Source organism: Oribacterium sp. WCC10 (assembly GCF_900113415.1).
In the GTDB taxonomy this organism is placed as follows: Bacteria; Bacillota; Clostridia; order Lachnospirales; family Lachnospiraceae; genus Oribacterium.
Map to the genome: position 1 here is coordinate 80,218 of NZ_FOPH01000010.1, position 19,843 is coordinate 100,060.

Here is a 19,843-nt window from a genome sequence, read left to right on the forward strand (position 1 = left end):
GCTGTTTGGATTTACATCTGTATTTCAAAAATAAACGTACGTAATCATACGTTTATAGGAGATGAGGAGCGTTATTATGGCAATAATAGATGTTGTTCGTTTTGATGGTTTAAGAAGTCGTGATTGGCTTATTTACAAATATCCATCAGAATCGTTGGTTTTAGGAACACAACTTATAGTTCAGGAAGGTCAAATTGCTTTATTTGTCAACCACGGACGAATGGGAGATTTGTTTTATCCCGGAACATATACATTAACCACTGAAAATCTCCCTATATTGAAGGGAATTGTAAACTTACCCTTTGGAGGAAGAACTCCTTTCAGCGCAGAAGTTTACTTTATCAATACAACTGTACGTCTCGATATAACCTGGGGAACTATTGACCCTATCCAGCTTATTGATCCTAAATACTATGTAAAACTCAGAATCAGATCATTTGGTCAAATGGGACTTAGTGTTTTCGATGCCCCCTATCTTTTCAGGTCCGTCATAGGTGGTATGCAACAGGCTGACATAGTGAAATTTGACAAGGTCAAAGAATACTTCAGAGGAATTTTGGTACTTAAAGTTAAATCCTATATTGCTAATACTATTATCTCCGATGGTATTTCTGCATTGGAAATTTCAGCAAAAATGGAAGAGATTTCCGAAAAGGTCAAAGAACAACTTAGTCCCGAATTTGAAAAATATGGATTTAAAGTTACTAACTTTTTTATTCAATCAATCAATTTCCCGGATGAAGATTTCGAAAAGATCAATAAGATTCTCGAAAATAAAGCTGAATTTGAAATTATGGGCGATGATAGGTATGTAACTAAAAGATCCTTTGATGTATATGAAGGCGCTGCAAACAATAAAAATGGAGTTGCGGGCGCTTTTGCCGCGGGTGGAATAGGTTTGGGCGCTGCAATGAATCTCGGTGCTTCCATGGGACAAACAATTGGAAATCCTATTAGCAGAGGTGATACGAAAGTATGTGTTCAATGCGGCAATAGAATCCCTGGTAATTCCAGGTTCTGTCCTCAGTGCGGTTTCAGTTACAATCAAACAACCTGTGAATGTGGTAATACATTAGCACCTGGAACAAAATTCTGTCCTCAATGCGGGAAGAGAGTATGAATAAACCTTATTTTATAATTTCACCATTTTAAAGAAAGGAATCTTATCATGGCAGAAAACAAATGTCCACAATGTGGAGCACCTATTGATCCAAGCGCCACTGAATGCAAGTATTGCGGTGAGAAACTGGTTCATCAACAGATATCACAATCTCAACCTCAACCCACTTATATAGTTGATCAGAGACCTATTCCACAACCACAAATGAGACCAAACTATGTGAGTGGAATTAGTCCCTACTGGCCGATTAAGAGTAAAACCACCGCAGGTGTACTGGCTATATTCTTAGGCAGTTTTGGCGCACATAAATTTTATCTGGGAAAAACAGGAATGGGGGTACTTTATCTTTTGTTCTGTTGGACTTATATTCCCGGAATAATTAGTTTAATCGAAGGAATAATATATCTGTGTTCAAATGATGAAAACTTCCAGTTGAAACATCATGTGAGGTTACAATGAAACTCTTAATTAAAATCTTCAAGATATTATATTGGCTTCTTATGTCTTGTCTGTTTCTATATTTTCTATGGAAAAGTCATAGGATAAGTGAATTAAATCATATATAACCCTCGATTAAAGCATATCCGAAATACATGGAGGAGACTATGAACGCACTAAGAAAATACATATTATGCCTGACGGCATTCATTATTATTTTTAGTATGACTGCCTTGGCTAATACCCCCTACATCACTATGAATACTTGGGACGAGGCGTATTATGAGCATGCTTCCATAACCGGAATTGATCAGTACACTGGAAATGTATTATGGAATACCTATTTAGGAACAGCTCCTATGACTGAAGCTTCTAGCGGCACTTATTTAGGCATACATAATGGATTTGCATACGCTGTATTTGATGGTTCGGTTTATATTCTTGACCCACAGACAGGAACAATCCTAATTAAAAATTCTGATTTTGGAGGATCATGTTCTGCATATACATTCAGCTCATCCGGAAAACTTTATATGAGTGGATGGTATGGTCCTGATTTTTACATACTTAACACAGACGGGACTACATTAAGCAGAGTTAATTCTATAAACAGTCAATATGCCTGGCCGGAATCTCTAAGTTTCTCATCAGGTAATGATATCATACTCACATATGGTCTAAATAATACCTACGGAGAAGGGTATTATCCCGTAAAGTTTGATGTAACGAAGTATTTTGGAATTATTGAGTAGTGGTAAAAAGTTCCTCTAGTAACTTTTACTAATTATAACCAACAAAGATATACCTGAATTATTCACGCATCTGAATAATTCAGGTATATGCTGTTTATTATAATGTTCTCATCATACAGCATTTAAATAAGGAGTTTGCCATGACAGAAAACAAATGTCCTGAATGTGGTGCACCTAATGAGCCAAATGCAACTGAATGTAAGTATTGTGGCGAAAAGCTGGTTCATCAGAAGACACACCAATCCAATAATACAGTTGATTCAAATCGTATTCATCAATCTGATGAACTACAAAATCATATTAAAAGACTTAGTGATCGTCCATTCGTCTATATCTTACTTTCTTTACTGGTGATTGTTATTTTTTTATTGTTTTCTTCCAGCTTTTCACGCTCAAAAAATACTATAGCGGATAGCATACAGGAATCTACCATTGATAATGATAATTCACCCTTAGCGGATTACGAAGAATCCTCGGATTTAAAAAACAATATATCACATAAAGATGGCTTGAATTCTTCTCTATCAGCCGTTGATTCATCAAACTTTATAGGTGTGTGGGGCCGTTATGGGGGACTTCGCTATGAACTAGCTATAGAAAAAAATGGGAATTTCTATATAGTTAGATCATCCGGTTCTTCCGGGTGGAATAGTGGTTTTAGGTCCGAAATGACATGTACCTTTAATAACGACAGACTCGAATTTAATGACGGCACCTTAACCTCCTACCGTCTCGGCGAAGATCCCAAAAATGATGGGGAAGCCTCTATTGTAGAGTATTCAAATGAAAAAGGATTTCTCTATTTATGTGCCCCAGAAGAAGTAGATAGCTTTTATGCCAGATTCAATGATTATTATATTAATTGTTTAGCACAAGAGTGGGATGAATCTGGAAATCCCAGTGGTAATGGTCCCTATTTGCTTTTAATCGAGGAACCTGTAGAAGCCCTTGCTTCTTCCGAATATGTCATCTGGTATAGTTCACAAATAGAGCTATCCGAAGACGATGTTAGTTTCTTGAGTGATGCTGATAAACGTATTGCCGTTAATGAAATCTACGCCCGACACGGAAGAAAATTTAACGATTCGGAACTCCAACAACATTTTAATCAATGCAGCTGGTACAGAGGCACCGTTGAGCCGGCAAGTTTCAATGAAAATGTGCTTTCCGCAACTGAGAAATATAATATACAACTCCTGGCCCCGGCAAATGGTCAGAATGTTTCAGCAATGAAAGATCCTGCCGGAATATATGTCGAAGATGGGGGCGTGTATATGGTTACCGGTGACAGAGATGGCCCTTTAACCGGTTATGTTGAAATAACAAATAATATTTATGGCACCTATGATGTTTGGGTAGCAGAAAGCTATAAAGGCTCTCCCAATGGAAGTGTTGAGACGATTTCTGCAAATACACCGTTTTATATTACTTCATATTACAAGGGATATTCATCTACCCGCGCACTGATATTTGATGGTTACGACACCATTACTGTGGCAGATGAATACCAAAATGTGAACGTATATCACAGGATAACCGATGACATTAAAAATCATATCAATTACGGCTATTGAAAATCGATGTTTTTACGCTTAGCATTTTTTCTATATTCCCCTCGGATCCGCTTAAGATCCGGGAGCGTTTGATTGTATCGAACCTTTATTGCTTCCGTGGTGCGTTGTGAGGGCATGGGAATTATGCTAGTATTAGCATAGATATCGAAGATCTGATACGAGGTATATTCACATGTTAAAAACAGTGGGATTAGGTATACAGAATTTTGAAAAGGTTATACGAGCAAATGCCTTTTATATTGATAAAACTAAATTCATATCCGAATGGTGGAGAAGCGAGGATGATGTCACTTTAATCACCCGGCCCAGGCGCTTCGGAAAAACCCTTATGCTTAGTACTGTGGAGGAGTTTTTCTCTGCAAGAAAGAAAGACAATGAGGAACTCTTTAAAGGATTAAACATTTCCAATGATGCTGAGCTCATGAAAGAGTGCGGCAAGTGGCCGGTGATCTTTATTACCTTTGCCGGTGTTAAATCCGGTAGCTATAAAAGCGCAGTTACAAAATTCAACATTATGTTCAATCAAATGCGTTCGGAACTGTCTTTTCTTAAGGAGAGTCTCGATGCTTCTGACCTTGATTTTTATAACAAAATATCTATAGACATGGATGCCGATATTACGGCAAACTGCATAAATAACTTTTGCAAGTGGCTCAGTGATTATTACGGTAAAAAGGTCATTATCCTGATTGATGAATATGACACTCCCATGCAGGAAGCCTATGTAAACGGATACTGGGATGAACTGGTTGGATTTATAAGGAATATGTTCAATTCTACCCTGAAAACAAATCCATATCTTGGGAGAGCGCTGCTTACGGGAATCACAAGAGTCAGCCGTGAATCATTGTTTTCAGACTTAAACAACCTCAAAATGGTTACTATTTCTTCTGAAAAGTATGCAGATTGTTTTGGATTTACGGAAGAAGAAGTGTTTGAAGCATTAGACGCTTATGGCTACGGTGAAGAAAAAGAGAAAGTAAAGGCATGGTATGACGGATTTAAGTTCGGAAATACCGAAGATATATATAATCCCTGGTCCATCATCTCATTTCTTCAGGAAGGTAAGTACGATTCTTACTGGGCAAATACCAGTTCAAACTCGCTGATCTCAAAACTTGTAAGAGAAGGAAGCGTTGAGATAAAGAAATCCTTCGAGAACCTGCTGCAGGGAGGAAATATAGAAACAGAGATAGATGAGCAGCTTGTTTACGGAGAAATGGAAGGAAATGAAAAAGCTATATGGAGTCTTCTGTTTGCAAGCGGATATCTGAAGCCGTTGTCAGTGGTTGGTGAAGGCAACAAGGCCATGTATTGTCTTAAGCTCACAAATCACGAGGTACGGGACAGCTTTGATTTGCTTGTCAGAAGATGGTTCGAAAATGTGGGATCAAATTACAGTTATTTCGTGAAAGGTCTCCTTGAGGGCAACATCGATGACATGATGGATACCCTGTCAGAAATCTGTGAGGATATGATCAGTTCCTTTGATGGCAGCGGAAGAGCTGCTCCTGAAAATTTCTACCACGGTCTTGTGATAGGTCTTCTGGTTGAACTAAGAGACAGATACGAAATAAAATCAAACCGTGAAAGCGGTCTTGGTCGATATGATGTGATGCTCCGTCCAAAGGATAAAAAAGACAATGCTGTCATCATTGAGTTTAAGTCAAAGCGCAGAAGCGAAAAAGAAGAATCACTTGATGAGCTTTGTGATATGGCATTGAAACAGATTAATGATAAGAAGTATGAGAGCGAGCTCCTTTCAGCCGGCTATGAAAAAAACAAGATAAAAAAGTTTGCCTTTGCTTTCGAAGGAAAGGAACTTCTGATAAAAGAGGGGTGATTTTTACACCATCTAACAAAACCTACCAAGGGAAAATTCCCGGGTAGGTTTTTGTTATGAAACTATCCTGTCAAAGCTTTTTTATCCTTCCGTCTTCGCCTGAATAAATTCCCTGGGAGAAACTCCGGTCACTTTTTTAAATACCTTTGAGAAGTAGTAGGCTGATTCAAACCCCAAAGCATCCGCCACTTCATAGACTTTCATATCATCGGAGAGAAGCATCTTCTTTGCATGCTCGATCTTTCTTGTGTAAACGTACTCGGAGAAGCCTATTATTTGCCGTTTTGGATGATGAAATCATGACATTAGGCCAGACCATTCTAATGAAAAACTGATTAACTCAGTTTTTTCTTACCTGATATTTTTTAACTGCGTACTTGATAAGTTTTTCATACCGTGTATACTAAGATTATCAATTAAATAGTGCGCAACCTAAAGCGCATTAACATTTATACACAGACTCCCGGGTAAAATGATATTATGACGTGAGTATCAAAAGTATTAACCACTCACCGATTAGCGCCAACGCACACATTCGTGTGCAATGTGCTGCATATTTTCCCGGATCATAATCAAAGTAAAAAACGGAGGATATAAACATGGAATACAAGTTCACAAAGGATAATTACACAAAGGAAGTTTTAGAGAGCGACGTACCTGTAATGATTGACTTTTATGCAGACTGGTGCGGACCTTGCAAGATGATGATGCCTATCGTTGAGGCTCTTGCAGAAGAGTACGACGGAAAGATCAAGATCGGTAAGGTTAACTCTGATGAGGAGATGGAACTCGCAACAACTTTCGGTGTACGCAGCATCCCTTCATTCTTCTTCATTAAGGGCGGCAAGGTTGTAGACAATGTTGTCGGCGCACTTCCCAAGGAGGCTCTTGAAGAGAAGCTTAACGGCCTTCTCGGATGATATAGACTCAGCACCGATATCGCAAAAGAGTGATGTACTCCTTGATTCTGCTTTACAAAACATGACATACATATCACATAAGTTGACGTGAGTATCAAAAGCATACTCGGACAGCCACAGGAGTTTCACTTCACATGATTATTTCATTTCCGAAGGTCTTGCCACCTTCGGAAATATTTTTTCAGGAGATTAACATGGCATCAAAAAACGTAGCTTCAGTTGACAAAGACATTTGTGTTGCCTGTGGCGCCTGCACCAAGGTGTGTCCTCGGCAGGCTATTTCCATCAAAAACGGATGTTTTTCTTTTGTTAATGCAGACCTTTGCGTAGGGTGCGGCAAGTGTGCCGGGACCTGTCCCGCAGACTGCATCAGCATTACCCCTCGCATTGCCGTTTAAAATAATAGAATACAGTTCATTGAACACCACCCGGCTTCATAACTTTACACTTCATGTTGTCATTACGTATATCCGGGTAAGTGGCAATGTTTTTACCATCAAATCTCACCACCTGCAAAGGAGAAACATTTTGAAAAAACAATGGTATGACTATCTTTGGATCTGGTCCATCATATATTTCGCCCTGGGCTTCTTTAATATACTTTTTGCCTGGCTTGGAATGATAGACTTTTTCCTGCCCCTGATCTTTGCAATATTCGGCGGCAACAAATTTTTCTGCAACAATATGTGCGGAAGAGGACAGCTTCTCAACAAGCTTGGTACTGACCTGAAGTGCTCATCCAACCACAAAACACCTAAATGGATGGTATCAAAGTGGTTCAGATACGGATTCCTTATATTTTTCCTGACCATGTTTTCCAATATCATCTATCAGACATATCTGGTTTTTTCCGGAGCAAACAGTCTCCGTGAAGTAGTAAAGCTGTTTTGGACATTCAAGGTTCCATGGGGCTGGGCCTATACACAGGGAACCACCCTTGACTGGATTGCACAGTTCAGCTTTGGTTTTTACAGCCTGATGCTTACATCAACTCTCATAGGCATTATCGTTATGGTTCTTTTTAAACCGAGAAGCTGGTGTACATTCTGCCCTATGGGTACCATGACACAAGGCATCTGCAAGCTGAAGAATCACTGAATTCGTCATAGTTTGCTTCATTCAAGCATCATATATAAATGCACTTATGATAAGCGGACAGAAGATCATCTGCCTGCTTATTTTTATTGCCTCTTTCATGGAATTTCATAGCATCAAAATCCTCCTTAAAGTCAAATCGAAAGTATATATACTCGCCATATATATTTTTTATAACTTATTTCTTACGAAATTCTTGCTAAAACCCTCACAATAATCTATACTATATTTAAGCAAAAACCTACGAGATTATAGTATTAAGAATCCAAAAAAACTTGATATCTAGTGTTAGTCAGTTTCATGAAAAAGTGTTACTGATTAACGTCTCGACAGTGGAGGTAGGCTATGAAACCTACAGCAAGTTAGAGGTAAGTGACCAATACAATGGCTTACCTCTTTTTGTTTGCCATAAATCATTTTTCATCGAAATGCTTTCTTTCTACCATCACACTATGTTCGCCCAAACTCGCAGACATCTGTGAGTTGTGTTATGATAAGCAAAATAAAAATCATCTTACACGGAGGCCCACATGAAACTCATAAAACACGGAAGAGTCATCGACCCGGCAAACAACATTGACGAAATCGCAGATATTGTTATCGATGATAATGGATACATAAAGGAAATCGGAAACATTGCTGAAAGCAGCACCGAAACAGAATATGACTATATCTATGATGCCACCGGTAAAGTCGTGGCTCCGGGATTTGTAGACGTTCATGTACATTTCCGTGATCCCGGTCTCACTTACAAAGAGGATATCACAACAGGCGCTTCAGCTGCTGCTGCGGGCGGTTACACCACAGTTATCTGCATGGCAAACACCAAGCCTCCTGTTGATTCCGCAGAAACTCTCAAAGAACTTGTCTCCCGCGAAAAACAGTTACCTGTACACGTCCTGCAGACTGCCAATGTCACCATGGGTATGCAGGGGAAAGAACTCACGGATATGAAATCTTTGCTCACTGCCGGAGCCGTGGGCTTCACAGATGACGGTGTTCCCATTTCTGACGAGCGCCTCATGGTCAATGCATTAAAAACCTGTAAGAAGCTTGATGTCCCCATCTCTCTTCACGAAGAAGATCCGGCTCTCATGCAAAGCGCAGGAGTCAATAAAGGAGCGGTTTCAGAAGCCCTCAACCTGGGTGGCGCTCCTGACGAAGCCGAGTACGTTCTGGCCGCAAGAGATATAATGCTTAACCGTAAGATAGGCGCAAAGCTCGATATCCAGCATATCTCAAGCGGTGTAACTGTGGATGTGCTCAGAGCTGCGAAGAAGATGGGCATAAGGGTATACGGCGAAGTAACTCCGCAGCATCTTGCCTCAACCGAGGATCTTGTTCTATCTAAAGGATCCCTTGCCAGAGTCAATCCTCCTCTCCGTACAGAAGAGGACCGAAAGGCACTTATCCGTGGCCTCGCCGACGGAACCATAGATATGATAGCAACCGATCATGCACCTCACAGTGCAGAAGAAAAAGCCAAACCCATATCTGAAGCCCCAAGCGGCATGATAGGTCTTGAAACAGCTCTCGGCCTCATTATTACCCATACGGTACGTACCGGGGATCTGACACTTTCACAGATCATAAAGGCATTAACCGTGAATCCTGCACAGCTTTATAAGCTTAATGCAGGAACCCTGTCAATCGGAGCCCCTGCCGACATTGTAATCTTTGATGCAGAAGAGCAGTGGACCGTTCCAGATCACTTCCACTCAAAAGCGACAAATTCTCCCTTCATCGGAATGAGTCTGTACGGCAAAGTCAAAACCACAATCTGTAGTGGAAGGACGGTATATCAGGATGAAGGCTGAGTTCAGATGGTATTGATTTTTGATGAGAGCCGGTGACATCACATTCACCGGCTTTTTTGCATTCATTATGAAGATGTATGTTCAAAACAGTTGGCGAGTAGTTTTGATATCAACATCACTATATAGGCGAGTATCAGATGGATGATGCATGCCCCATCTGATGGGCATATACTAGACCATTATTCTTAAACCGCGCTGAAAACCCGCAAAAAAATCCTTTCATATTTCCCTATCAGGTATCCAATCCCTATCATCGTAAGACGTGAGTGTCAAAAGTATTTGCCACTCACTGATTAGCGCCAAACGCACACATCATCTTAAAAATCCTCACTAAAAATAATTCCGACATATATTTTTATAAAAACAGAAAACTTGCCGAAGATAACCTTAGTGCAAAAAGGATCGTGTAAATCTTCTATAAGAACTACGCAAAGATTGGAGAAATAAGATGAATATTTTTAAACCCAAAAATGACTCGAACACTCGAAACGGCCCTAAGCAGAGCATAAGTTCAACCCTGCTTCTTATACTCGTACCTATCACTGTACTCAGCATTGTATTCATCATCCTGTTCCTGAGCGGACAGGCCGAATCTCAGATCAAGGAGCTTTCCATCAGTATTCTTCAGTCTGAGTCGGATTATAATGCAGAGCGCTTTGGCGCCAGAATCATCAATGTTGTTGCCAGAGCAGAATCATTTGCAAAATCGGCAGAATTAGCGGATTTCCCTGACCGGAAAGCATATCAGGACTTCATGAATGCTTCCAATAAGATGGGCGATCTGGATAACAAGGGAATATATACCGGATTCTCTGACGGTGAAATGTACTACGCAGACTATACAGAGGTTCCGGAAGGTTACGACCCGAGATCAAGAGACTGGTATAATGACGCACTGAATAATAACTATGAAACCTTTACAGGAACTGCGCCATACGTAGATGCGCTTGCAAATAAGCTTTGTGTTTCCTTTATAAGAAAGATCACACTTAAAGACGGTTCCTATGGTGCCTGCGGTGTTGATATATTCCTGGATGAGATAGCATCCGAAACCGCCGCGCTTACTCCTATGGGAACCGGTATGACAGCTGTCGTTGCCGACGGAATGATCCTTGGTAACCCCGATACTTCAGTGAACGGCATGGCAGTTGCAGAGTCAGGCAATGATCTCCTTCAGGAGGCAGTATCCACTGTGACTCCGGGACATCATACAGCCATCAAATACGGAAAAGACACCTACTATGTGGCTGCATCCGAGGTTCCTAATACCAACTGGATTCTTTACTCAACAGTATCCGAGGCCAGCGTTCTTTCAAGCCTCAGAGCATTCCAGAAGATCTGCTACATCATCATGGTTATCATCATAGTCATAATCGTAGTTGCACTTCTTGTGGTTATCAGCACAGTCATCACTGTACCTCTTCGTAAGGTTACTGTTGCCGCAGAGAAGATTTCCGTCGGAGATTTCGATGTATCTCTTCCTACTGAGTCAAAGAATGAGATCGGACAGCTGGCAGTTGCATTCAGTAAGACAACCGAGCAACTCCAGAACTATCAGGGTTATATCGATGAGATTTCAGAAGCACTTTCCGATATCTCTCAGGGTGAGCTCAATGTCAAGCTCGAAAGAAATTATGTAGGTCAGTTCAGAAAGCTGAAGGATAACATGGACAACCTTATCAGCCAGCTCCATGGCGTTATCGGTTCCATCATGGACTCCTCCAAGCTTGTTGCAGGCGGTGCAAATCAGATTTCTGCCGGTGCTCAGGGCCTCGCACAGGGTGCTACCGAGCAGGCAAGTTCTATTGAAGAGCTTTCCGCAGAGATCAACCAGATCAATGATGCAACCATACGAATGGCTGAAAATGCCAAGGTTGTTGAGCAGCAGATCCACAGTGCAGAAGAGCAGATCAATACAAGTAATGACCAGATGATCGACCTCCGAAAAGCAATGGAGGATATCACCGATAAGTCACAGCGTATATCATCCATCATCAAGACCATCGATGATATCGCATTCCAGACCAACATCCTCGCACTCAATGCCGCTGTCGAGGCTGCACGTGCAGGCGCCGCAGGTAAGGGATTTGCCGTTGTTGCAGATGAAGTACGTAACCTCGCAGGTAAGTCTTCAACCGCTGCATTGGATACCTCCAATCTCATCACTGAGACTATAGCTGCGGTTCAGAATGGTGATAAGCTCACAGAACAGACCGCAAGCTACCTGAAGAGCACTCAGGAATCTACAGAAAAGGCCGTTGATCTTATTGCAGAGATCACTCAGGCTACCGAGCACCAGCAGCAGTCACTCAATGACGTTAAGCAGGGTATCGATCAGATCTCCAGCGTTGTACAGACCAATGCCGCAACGGCAGAGGAGAGTGCCGCAGCGAGTCAGGAGCTTACAAGACAGGCAGGAATCCTCAATTCCGAAGTCAACAAGTTCAAGCTTTAACAGCTTAATGCCTACAGAACTAACATATATGCTTTCATATACCTTTAGCGGGGCAGTCTTAGTGACTGCCTCGCTTCTGTTTTATAAATCTTAAGGGACACGCTGATTAAAGCGTTTCCCTGGACGGGTTATCGATGCAAATCATCAACTTCTTTTGAAAATCCATGCCCCGACGCCGGAGGCTCTAAAGAATCTGACTTACTGACATAATTCGCCCCTGTATCTGCTTATGCATCAAGCATATCTGTCGACATAATTAACACAAGGTAAATATTTTGTCATTTTCTTAAACAAAATGCAAAAAACGCCCTTGTTTGTGACACTATTGTGATATATCACCTGATATACTGAAGTCACAAAGATAACAAAGATTGATGTGACCAATCCAATGGCATCAATCCGTGATAAGAATCCGTCAAGTTTGTCCTCCCTATTCTTAAACTTGATGGATTTTTATTGTTGTCTTAAAATGTCCGCTTGGAGATTTTGCACATATAAGCTATTATAAATGTGATTTATTTATTCATTTTTAAACTGTTTTTGTTGTATTATCCATCTTCAAGTGCTAAAATGACCATATAAATATTGCGCCGTAGAGAGTAGAGAGTATGGCAGTGAGCAGTTTATCAAGCTGCTTATTGCGTGTACTCTCTTTTTTTATGCTTAAAATCGGAAAGCATGTAAAGGCAGCGAAACAGATTTTAGATTAAGGATATTTGAATATGCTAAGACAGGAATTTATCGAACAAATCGAAAGCAATCCGGTTATCGCTGCCATCAAAGATGACGCAGGACTTGAGCGTTGCCTCGAGACCGATATAAGCGTCATATTTGTCCTGTATGGCGATGTGTGCAGTATCACAGACATTGTGAAACGCATCAAGGATGCGGGAAAGACAGTTGTTGTTCACGTAGATCTGATAAACGGTCTTTCTTCGAAGGAAATCTCCCTTGATTACATCAAAGCCCACACCGATGCGGACGGCATCATAACCACAAAGCCGAATCTCATACGCCACGCCAAGGAACTTGGCCTGAATACAATACTGAGATTTTTTATGTTGGATACCATTGCTCTTCAAAACGTGGAAAAGCAGAGCCATTCAGATGTTCAGCCTGACATCATTGAAGTGCTTCCCGGCATCCTTCTTCCGGAATTTTTCGAAAAGATCCGAAGGATATCAAGAGTACGCATCATGGCAAGCGGACTCATAAGCAGCAAGGAAGAAGTGCTAAATGCTTTGAACAATGGAGTTATTTCTATTTCAACAACCAACCAGAAAATATGGGAAATGTGACACACATTCGTGCTGGTCATAAAAATGATACGTGATACGGAGGATTTACATATATGTCTAAATACGTAATGGCCCTGGATGCAGGCACAACCAGCAACCGCTGCATCCTTTTTGACAGAGCAGGAAACATCTGCTCTGTAGTCCAGAAAGAATTCACTCAATTCTTCCCTCAGCCCGGCTGGGTAGAGCATGACGCCACAGAGATATGGCAGTCACAGCTGTCCGTAGCCCGTCAGGCTATGCAGAAGATCGGCGCTACATTTGAAGATATCGTTTCGATCGGTATCACAAACCAGCGTGAGACCACAATTGTATGGGATAAACTCACAGGTCAGCCCATCTGCCATGCCATAGTCTGGCAGTGCAGAAGAACAGCTGATGAAGCAGAGGCTTTGAAGAAAGAAGGACTGGAGGAAACATTCCAGAAAAAGACCGGTCTCATCATTGACCCTTACTTCTCAGCCACAAAGCTTCAGTGGATACTTCGCCACATGCCTAATGCACAGGAAAGAGCAGAAAAAGGCGAGCTTCTTTTCGGAACAGTAGATACATGGCTCATCTGGAAACTCACCAAAGGAAAGGTTCATGTAACCGATTATTCCAATGCTTCAAGAACCATGCTCTTCAACATCAATACACTTGAGTGGGATGAAGATATCTTAAAGAAGCTGAATATTCCAAAGTGCATGCTTCCGGAGGTCAAGCCATCAAGCTACATCTACGGAGAATCCGATTCCGAGTTTTTCGGCGGCCCTATCAAGATCGCAGGTGCGGGCGGAGATCAGCAGTGCGCACTGTTTGGACAGACCTGCTTTGATTCCGGCGAGGCCAAGAATACTTACGGAACAGGCTGCTTCATGCTGATGAACACAGGAGAAAAGCCTGTATTCTCAAAGAACGGACTTCTCACCACTATTGCCTGGGGCATCGACGGAAAGGTCAATTACGCCCTTGAGGGGTCAGTTTATGTTGCCGGTGCAGCTATCCAGTGGCTCCGTGACGAACTTAGAGTCATCGACAGTTCAGCCGACTCAGAGTACTTTGCAACAAGAGTCAAAAACACAAACGGCTGCTATGTGGTCCCCGCCTTCACAGGACTTGGGGCACCGTACTGGGATCCGTTTGCAAGAGGCGTCATCACAGGACTTACAAGAGGTGTCAATAAATACCATATTATCCGTGCAACTCTTGAGTCCCTTGCATTCCAGACCAATGATGTACTCAGAGCCATGGAAAAGGATTCCAACATCCACCTTACATCACTTAAGGTTGACGGCGGAGCCTGCAAGAACAATTTCCTGATGCAGTTCCAGTCGGATATCATTGATGCTCCGGTGCATCGTCCGAAATGCGTTGAGACCACAGCCATGGGTGCCGCATATCTTGCGGGCCTTGCTACAGGTTTCTGGGAGAGCAAAGAAGATGTCAGAAAGAACTGGCAGATAGACAAAGAGTTCCATTCCGAGATGAGAGACGTGGACAGAGAGAAAGAAATCCGCGGCTGGAATCAGGCAGTCAAAGCCACCTTCGGATGGGACAAAGAAATGTGTTGATCATCATTCAGCTATGAATGGGATTAAGCGATAAATGTGTGCATCAAAGAGAATCGGTGAGTGGATGATATATCTACACTGACTGATTCGCCGCAAGATATGACAATACAGCGTCAGCCCCTCGCACAGCGAAATCCAAACGGACCGACGTTTCCAACCAACAAGGAGTACAGAATATGACTTACGATGTGATAATAATCGGCGCCGGAGTTACCGGTGCAGCCGTTGCGAGAGAGCTTTCCCGCTATCAGACTGAAGTATGCGTTCTTGAAAAAGAAGAGGACGTATGCTGCGGAACTTCAAAGGCAAACAGTGCCATCATTCATGCAGGTTATGATGCGGAACCCGGCTCCAACATGGCAAAGATGAATGTCCGCGGAAACGAAATGATGGATGAGCTTTGCAGGGACCTTGATATTCCGTTCAAGAGAAACGGTTCTCTGGTTGTATGCGTACACAAGGAAGAACTCCCGGGACTTAAAGAGCTTTACGACAGAGGCATCAAAAATGGCGTTCCCGGCATGAAGCTTCTCACAAGAGAAGAGGCACTTGCTATGGAGCCAAACATTTCTGACGATGTTCAGGGTGCGCTTTTCGCGGAAACCGCCGGCATTATCTGTCCTTTCAAGCTGAACATCGCCATGGCAGAGAATGCCAATGTAAACGGCGTTGACTTCCGTTTCAACACCCGCGTTGAGAAGATCACAAAGGAAGCAGACGGTCTCTGGCATATCCGCACCTGCAACGGAGAATACAAGACCCGTTATGTTGTTAATGCTGCCGGAGTTTACGCAGACGTGCTTCACAACATGGTAAGTGAGCAGAAGATCAATATCATCGAACGTCGCGGAGAGTATTATCTTTTGGACAGAACCGTTGGAAACCACGTAAGTCATACCATTTTTCCTCAGCCTACAAAGTACGGAAAGGGAGTTCTGGTAGCACCTACAGTACACGGCAATCTTCTTGTTGGTCCTACAGCCATCGATCAGGAGGACAAGGACGCAACCAATACAACCCAGCTCGGTATGAATGAGATCACAGCAAAGGCTTCCGAGAATGTCAGGAACCTGCCGCTTAGATCTGTTATCACTTCCTTCTCCGGCCTTCGTGCCCATGAGGATCATCACGAGTTTATACTTGGTGAAGTATCCGATGCACCGGGATTTATCGACTGCGCAGGTATCGAGTCTCCGGGACTTACAAGTTCACCTGCCATCGGAGAATATATCGCTGAACTTCTCCGTGAGAAGATGGGTCTTACAGCAAAGGAAAACTGGATCTCAACAAGAAAAGACGTTTTGGATCCAAAGAAACTATCTCTTGAAGAAAGAAATGAACTCATCAAACAGAATCCCGCTTACGGCCAGATCATCTGCCGTTGCGAATCCGTCACGGAAGGCGAAATCCTTGATGCTATCAGAAGACCTTTGGGCGCACGTTCACTTGACGGAGTAAAGAGGAGAACCAGAGCCGGAATGGGACGCTGCCAGTCAGGTTTCTGCAGTCCGCGTGTCATGGATATCCTTTCAAGAGAACTTGGACTTCCACTTACAGAGATCACAAAGAGCGGCGGAAAATCAAACATCGTATTAGAACACTCCAAGGAGGTAGCAGAATGAATTCAGTAGATATCGTTATAGTCGGTGGAGGCCCCGCAGGTCTCGCCGCAGCAGTAGCCGCAAAGAAGGCGGGCTGCGACAGCATTCTCATCCTTGAGAGAGACGGAGAGCTTGGCGGAATCCTCAACCAGTGCATTCACAATGGTTTCGGACTCCACACATTCAAAGAAGAGCTTACAGGCCCCGAGTACGCAGGCCGTTTCATTCAGCAGGCGCTGGATCTTAACATTGAGTATAAGCTCAACACCATGGTTATGGACATTTCTCCTGAGAAAGTCATCACCGCCATGAACCGCGAAGACGGTATGTTCCGGATACAGGCAAAGGCAGTCATCCTCGCCATGGGCTGCCGGGAGCGTCCGAGAGGCGCCCTCAATATCCCTGGTTACAGACCGGCAGGAATCTTCTCCGCAGGTACAGCCCAGAGACTTGTTAACATCGAGGGTTACATGCCCGGCCGCGAGGTTGTGATACTTGGTTCCGGAGACATTGGCCTCATCATGGCACGTCGTATGACTCTGGAAGGAGCAAAGGTCAAGGTGGTTGCCGAACTCATGCCTTACTCTGGCGGTCTAAAGAGAAACATCGTTCAGTGTCTTGATGATTTCGGAATTCCGCTGAAGCTTTCACACACTGTCATCGATATCGAGGGAAGAGAGCATATCAGTGCCGTAACCATCGCTGAGGTTGGTCCTGACCGTAAGCCTATTCCTGGAACAGAAGAGCGCTACACCTGCGACACACTGCTTCTTTCCTGCGGACTTATCCCTGAGAACGAGCTTTCACAGTCTGCCGGCATCGAAATGAGCCGAATCACTTCAGGTCCTGTTGTAAATGAGAGTCTGGAGACCAGTATTCCGGGAATATTTGCCTGTGGTAATGTTCTCCACGTTCACGATCTCGTTGACTATGTTTCAGAAGAAGCCGGCCGTGCAGGAGATAATGCCGTTAAGTTCGTAAAGGGACTTCTGAATGACAGCTCATCCGGAAAGATAATCCGACTTAATGCCACAGACGGCGCAAGATACACAGTTCCTTCAACTATCGATCCCGGTCGTATGGATGACAACCTTACAGTTCGTTTCCGCGTAGGAGATGTTTATAAAGATTCCTACGTAAGTGTTTACTACGGAGAAGAGAGGGTTCAGCACAGAAAGCGCCAGATACTTGCTCCGGGCGAGATGGAACAGATCATAGTCAAAAAGGAAGACCTTTTAGCAAGGCCTGAGCTTGACAGCATAACCATAAAGATCGAGAAAAGCGTAACCGTGAGAATAACCTGTTAAATCAGCTTTTTAATCCGATATCTTTGTGTCATGTTAACATTCAACTCATGGCACAAAAGCTTAAGGAAACGCTGATATAATCAGTGTTTCATTAACGGTAATCTGATCATCCGGATAGTATAGAGAAGTTAGAAAGTTTCCACTGAAAAGGAGAATAGATCATGGAGCAGAGACATTTGACCTGTATCGGCTGTCCTATGGGCTGCCAGCTCACAGTCGAGATGGATAAGGGAGAAGTCCTCTCAGTTTCAGGCAACACCTGTAAGAGAGGAGATATATACGCAAGAAAAGAGGTTACCAATCCCACAAGGATCGTTACCTCAACCATTGCTGTAAAGGATGGCGATAAAGATAGAGTTTCCTGCAAGACCGCAAGCGACATTCCAAAGGACAAGATCTTTGCTGTTATGCATGATATAAATCATGCAGTCTGCAAGGCACCTGTCAAAATAGGAGATGTACTTATCGAGAACGCGGCCGGCACAGGCATCGCTGTTATCGCAACAAGGGATATCAGAAAGATTTCATAAACTGACCGGGCGGCAAATGTTTTGCCGCCCGATTCATTTTACGTATTACGCTTTTGGCATCATAAGCCTGATTCCCGCTTCATAAGCTATCATTCAATCAATGAATTCCGCCTCGCAGAATCTACTTTATCTTTTCTATCTTTGCAAGCATATCATCAGTTATGTCATCGTCGAAGCTTGTTGCTGTTACACACATAGCATAGTCTTCACCCATAAGCATTGCCTGCTTCTGATACATATTATAACCACTCAGTTTTGCTTTTGTGTCTATGATGTAATGTTCTTCTCCGGCAATAGTTGCTTTAACAACATCAATGTCCGTAATGGTGAACCCCATTTCCTCAAACTCTGCCTTAATATCACTTATCGTTTCATCATATAATTCTTTTTCGCTGATTCCAAGACTCGTACCATACTTGGCCAGTCCTATATTTACATTATTGTATCCGCCCGAATCCTCAGCATAGGCTACAATAACGGTATTACCTTTATCTATACTCTTAAGCACTGCATCTTTATCTTTAATGAATTCCTCGGAACTTCCATCGATTTCAGCCACGCCCTTGGCATCCAGATATTTAAATCCCTTTGGGAGTCCCACACTATATCCGCAATATTCATTTTCATATACATCATTCTTTACTTCACCAACAGTCATTTGTCCGCCGCCGGTATTTTGCCCAAAGATATTGAATTTGGCATAGGCAGTCAGTGACATCATACACATCACCACACTAAGTGAAAGTGTGATAGCTGTTTTTTTCATAAAATTCCCGGTCATAAAAAGTCTCCTTTCCTTGGTATAAAACACCTGCTTACAGCACGGACTTTCAAAGAGAATCTTTTGAAACACTGAAAAAATGTTTCAATATGTGTCACACAGAAAAGCCTCCCGAAGAAATGTCTGTACGCCTTCCTTTGCAAAGTGTTCATCGTAATCCATCCCAAATATCCTATCGGCGAAACATGATAAAAAATAAGTTTCATGATTTTGTCAAAGGCAAAAGATATGTTTATTCTATCGTATTTTTACCCATCCTTTTACCATCCCCCCGCACATCTATTTATCCCATGATGTAAGAGATAAATACTTTTGACGCTTATATCATCAAAATACGCCAAACCTCATTGTCTATTATTCTCAAGTTTAGACAAATTCTGCCTACTGTCTGTTGTGTACTTTACATGTCTAATTTTTAACATTCTTCGATTTTATTGTGCAATTAGCACAATTATTTGTTGTTAAATATCTCTTTTTGAGTTATCATTGTTCTATGAAAAGATGTGAGTGTCAAAAGTATTTGCCACTCATCAATTAGCGCCAACGCACACATTCATGTGCAACGTGCAGCTCATCATCAAAATATTTTGCGGTTGTTGGAGAAATGAGACGTTCAGCTGATAGTCACCTGCCTATGCATGTGATTTTTATGTTCGGCGTTATTTTTTTGCGATTATTATGGATTGTATTACAATTTTCGATTTAATCACTTTCACAGCACACCGCATTTAATGGTCGTGAAAATACGGCGGAACGGAG

At 42.5% G+C, this 19,843-nt stretch carries 17 protein-coding genes; 15 read left to right on the plus strand and 2 right to left on the minus strand.

The features are described 5' to 3' along the window. Positions 1–76 precede the first annotated feature (76 nt). The 5 genes from BM294_RS08895 (at position 77) to BM294_RS08915 (ending at position 5,727) form a co-directional block, all read left to right on the plus strand. Positions 77–1,120: an SPFH domain-containing protein gene (locus BM294_RS08895; RefSeq protein WP_091207098.1), complete on the plus strand. Its 1,044-nt coding sequence runs from the start codon at positions 77–79 to the stop codon at positions 1,118–1,120. 48 nt (positions 1,121–1,168) lie between these two features. Continuing rightward, positions 1,169–1,579, plus strand: coding sequence for a TM2 domain-containing protein (locus tag BM294_RS08900; protein ID WP_091207101.1), 411 nt, complete (start codon positions 1,169–1,171; stop codon positions 1,577–1,579). Positions 1,580–1,725: 146 nt separating this feature from the next. Continuing rightward, positions 1,726–2,310: a PQQ-binding-like beta-propeller repeat protein gene (locus BM294_RS08905; protein ID WP_091207104.1), complete on the plus strand. Its 585-nt coding sequence runs from the start codon at positions 1,726–1,728 to the stop codon at positions 2,308–2,310. Positions 2,311–2,450: 140 nt separating this feature from the next. Further along, positions 2,451–3,884 carry a YARHG domain-containing protein gene (locus BM294_RS15890; protein WP_091207195.1) on the plus strand — a complete coding sequence of 478 codons (1,434 nt, stop codon included), beginning with the start codon at positions 2,451–2,453 and terminating at the stop codon, positions 3,882–3,884. A 172-nt stretch (positions 3,885–4,056) separates the two neighbouring features. Continuing rightward, complete coding sequence (locus tag BM294_RS08915; RefSeq protein ID WP_091207107.1) at positions 4,057–5,727, plus strand: AAA family ATPase; 1,671 nt, start codon at positions 4,057–4,059, stop codon at positions 5,725–5,727. 81 nt (positions 5,728–5,808) lie between these two features. Here BM294_RS08915 and BM294_RS08920 read toward each other — a convergent pair whose 3' ends face one another. Continuing rightward, positions 5,809–6,003, minus strand: a complete 195-nt coding sequence (locus BM294_RS08920; RefSeq protein ID WP_091207109.1) for a helix-turn-helix domain-containing protein — start codon at positions 6,001–6,003, stop codon at positions 5,809–5,811. A 323-nt stretch (positions 6,004–6,326) separates the two neighbouring features. Here BM294_RS08920 and trxA point away from each other — a divergent pair, with 323 nt between their 5' ends. The 10 genes from trxA to BM294_RS08970 all read left to right on the plus strand — a co-directional run bounded on the left by trxA (position 6,327) and on the right by BM294_RS08970 (position 18,303). Then, a complete protein-coding gene (gene trxA, locus BM294_RS08925) occupies positions 6,327–6,647 on the plus strand; it encodes a thioredoxin (RefSeq protein ID WP_091207112.1) in 321 nt (106 codons plus the stop codon). Positions 6,648–6,841: 194 nt separating this feature from the next. After that, positions 6,842–7,045, plus strand: coding sequence for a 4Fe-4S binding protein (locus BM294_RS08930; protein ID WP_091207115.1), 204 nt, complete (start codon positions 6,842–6,844; stop codon positions 7,043–7,045). A gap of 127 nt (positions 7,046–7,172) precedes the next feature. Next, positions 7,173–7,745 (plus strand): 4Fe-4S binding protein, encoded by a 573-nt coding sequence (locus BM294_RS08935; protein ID WP_091207198.1) that lies wholly within the window; start codon positions 7,173–7,175, stop codon positions 7,743–7,745. A gap of 527 nt (positions 7,746–8,272) precedes the next feature. After that, entirely contained in the window at positions 8,273–9,559 is a 1,287-nt protein-coding gene (locus BM294_RS08940; RefSeq protein ID WP_091207117.1) for a dihydroorotase, read from the plus strand. A 448-nt stretch (positions 9,560–10,007) separates the two neighbouring features. Continuing rightward, a complete protein-coding gene (locus BM294_RS08945; protein ID WP_091207120.1) occupies positions 10,008–12,014 on the plus strand; it encodes a methyl-accepting chemotaxis protein in 2,007 nt (668 codons plus the stop codon). Positions 12,015–12,736: 722 nt separating this feature from the next. Beyond that, the gene (locus BM294_RS08950) at positions 12,737–13,312 is read left to right on the plus strand and encodes a glycerol-3-phosphate responsive antiterminator (RefSeq protein ID WP_091207123.1); all 576 of its coding nucleotides are present in this window, start codon (positions 12,737–12,739) and stop codon (positions 13,310–13,312) included. 53 nt (positions 13,313–13,365) lie between these two features. Next, positions 13,366–14,865: a glycerol kinase GlpK gene (gene glpK, locus BM294_RS08955; protein ID WP_091207125.1), complete on the plus strand. Its 1,500-nt coding sequence runs from the start codon at positions 13,366–13,368 to the stop codon at positions 14,863–14,865. A gap of 176 nt (positions 14,866–15,041) precedes the next feature. After that, positions 15,042–16,487, plus strand: a complete 1,446-nt coding sequence (locus BM294_RS08960; RefSeq protein WP_091207128.1) for an NAD(P)/FAD-dependent oxidoreductase — start codon at positions 15,042–15,044, stop codon at positions 16,485–16,487. Then, positions 16,484–17,773: an NAD(P)/FAD-dependent oxidoreductase gene (locus BM294_RS08965; RefSeq protein ID WP_091207130.1), complete on the plus strand. Its 1,290-nt coding sequence runs from the start codon at positions 16,484–16,486 to the stop codon at positions 17,771–17,773. The genes BM294_RS08960 and BM294_RS08965 overlap by 4 nt, the downstream gene beginning before the upstream one ends. 161 nt (positions 17,774–17,934) lie before the next feature. Next, positions 17,935–18,303 carry a DUF1667 domain-containing protein gene (locus tag BM294_RS08970; protein ID WP_091207133.1) on the plus strand — a complete coding sequence of 123 codons (369 nt, stop codon included), beginning with the start codon at positions 17,935–17,937 and terminating at the stop codon, positions 18,301–18,303. Between the two features lie 121 nt (positions 18,304–18,424). On the opposite strand, the gene BM294_RS08975 is transcribed toward BM294_RS08970, so the two are convergent. Beyond that, positions 18,425–19,084: a hypothetical protein gene (locus BM294_RS08975; RefSeq protein WP_091207136.1), complete on the minus strand. Its 660-nt coding sequence runs from the start codon at positions 19,082–19,084 to the stop codon at positions 18,425–18,427. Between the last annotated feature and the right edge of the window lie 759 nt (positions 19,085–19,843).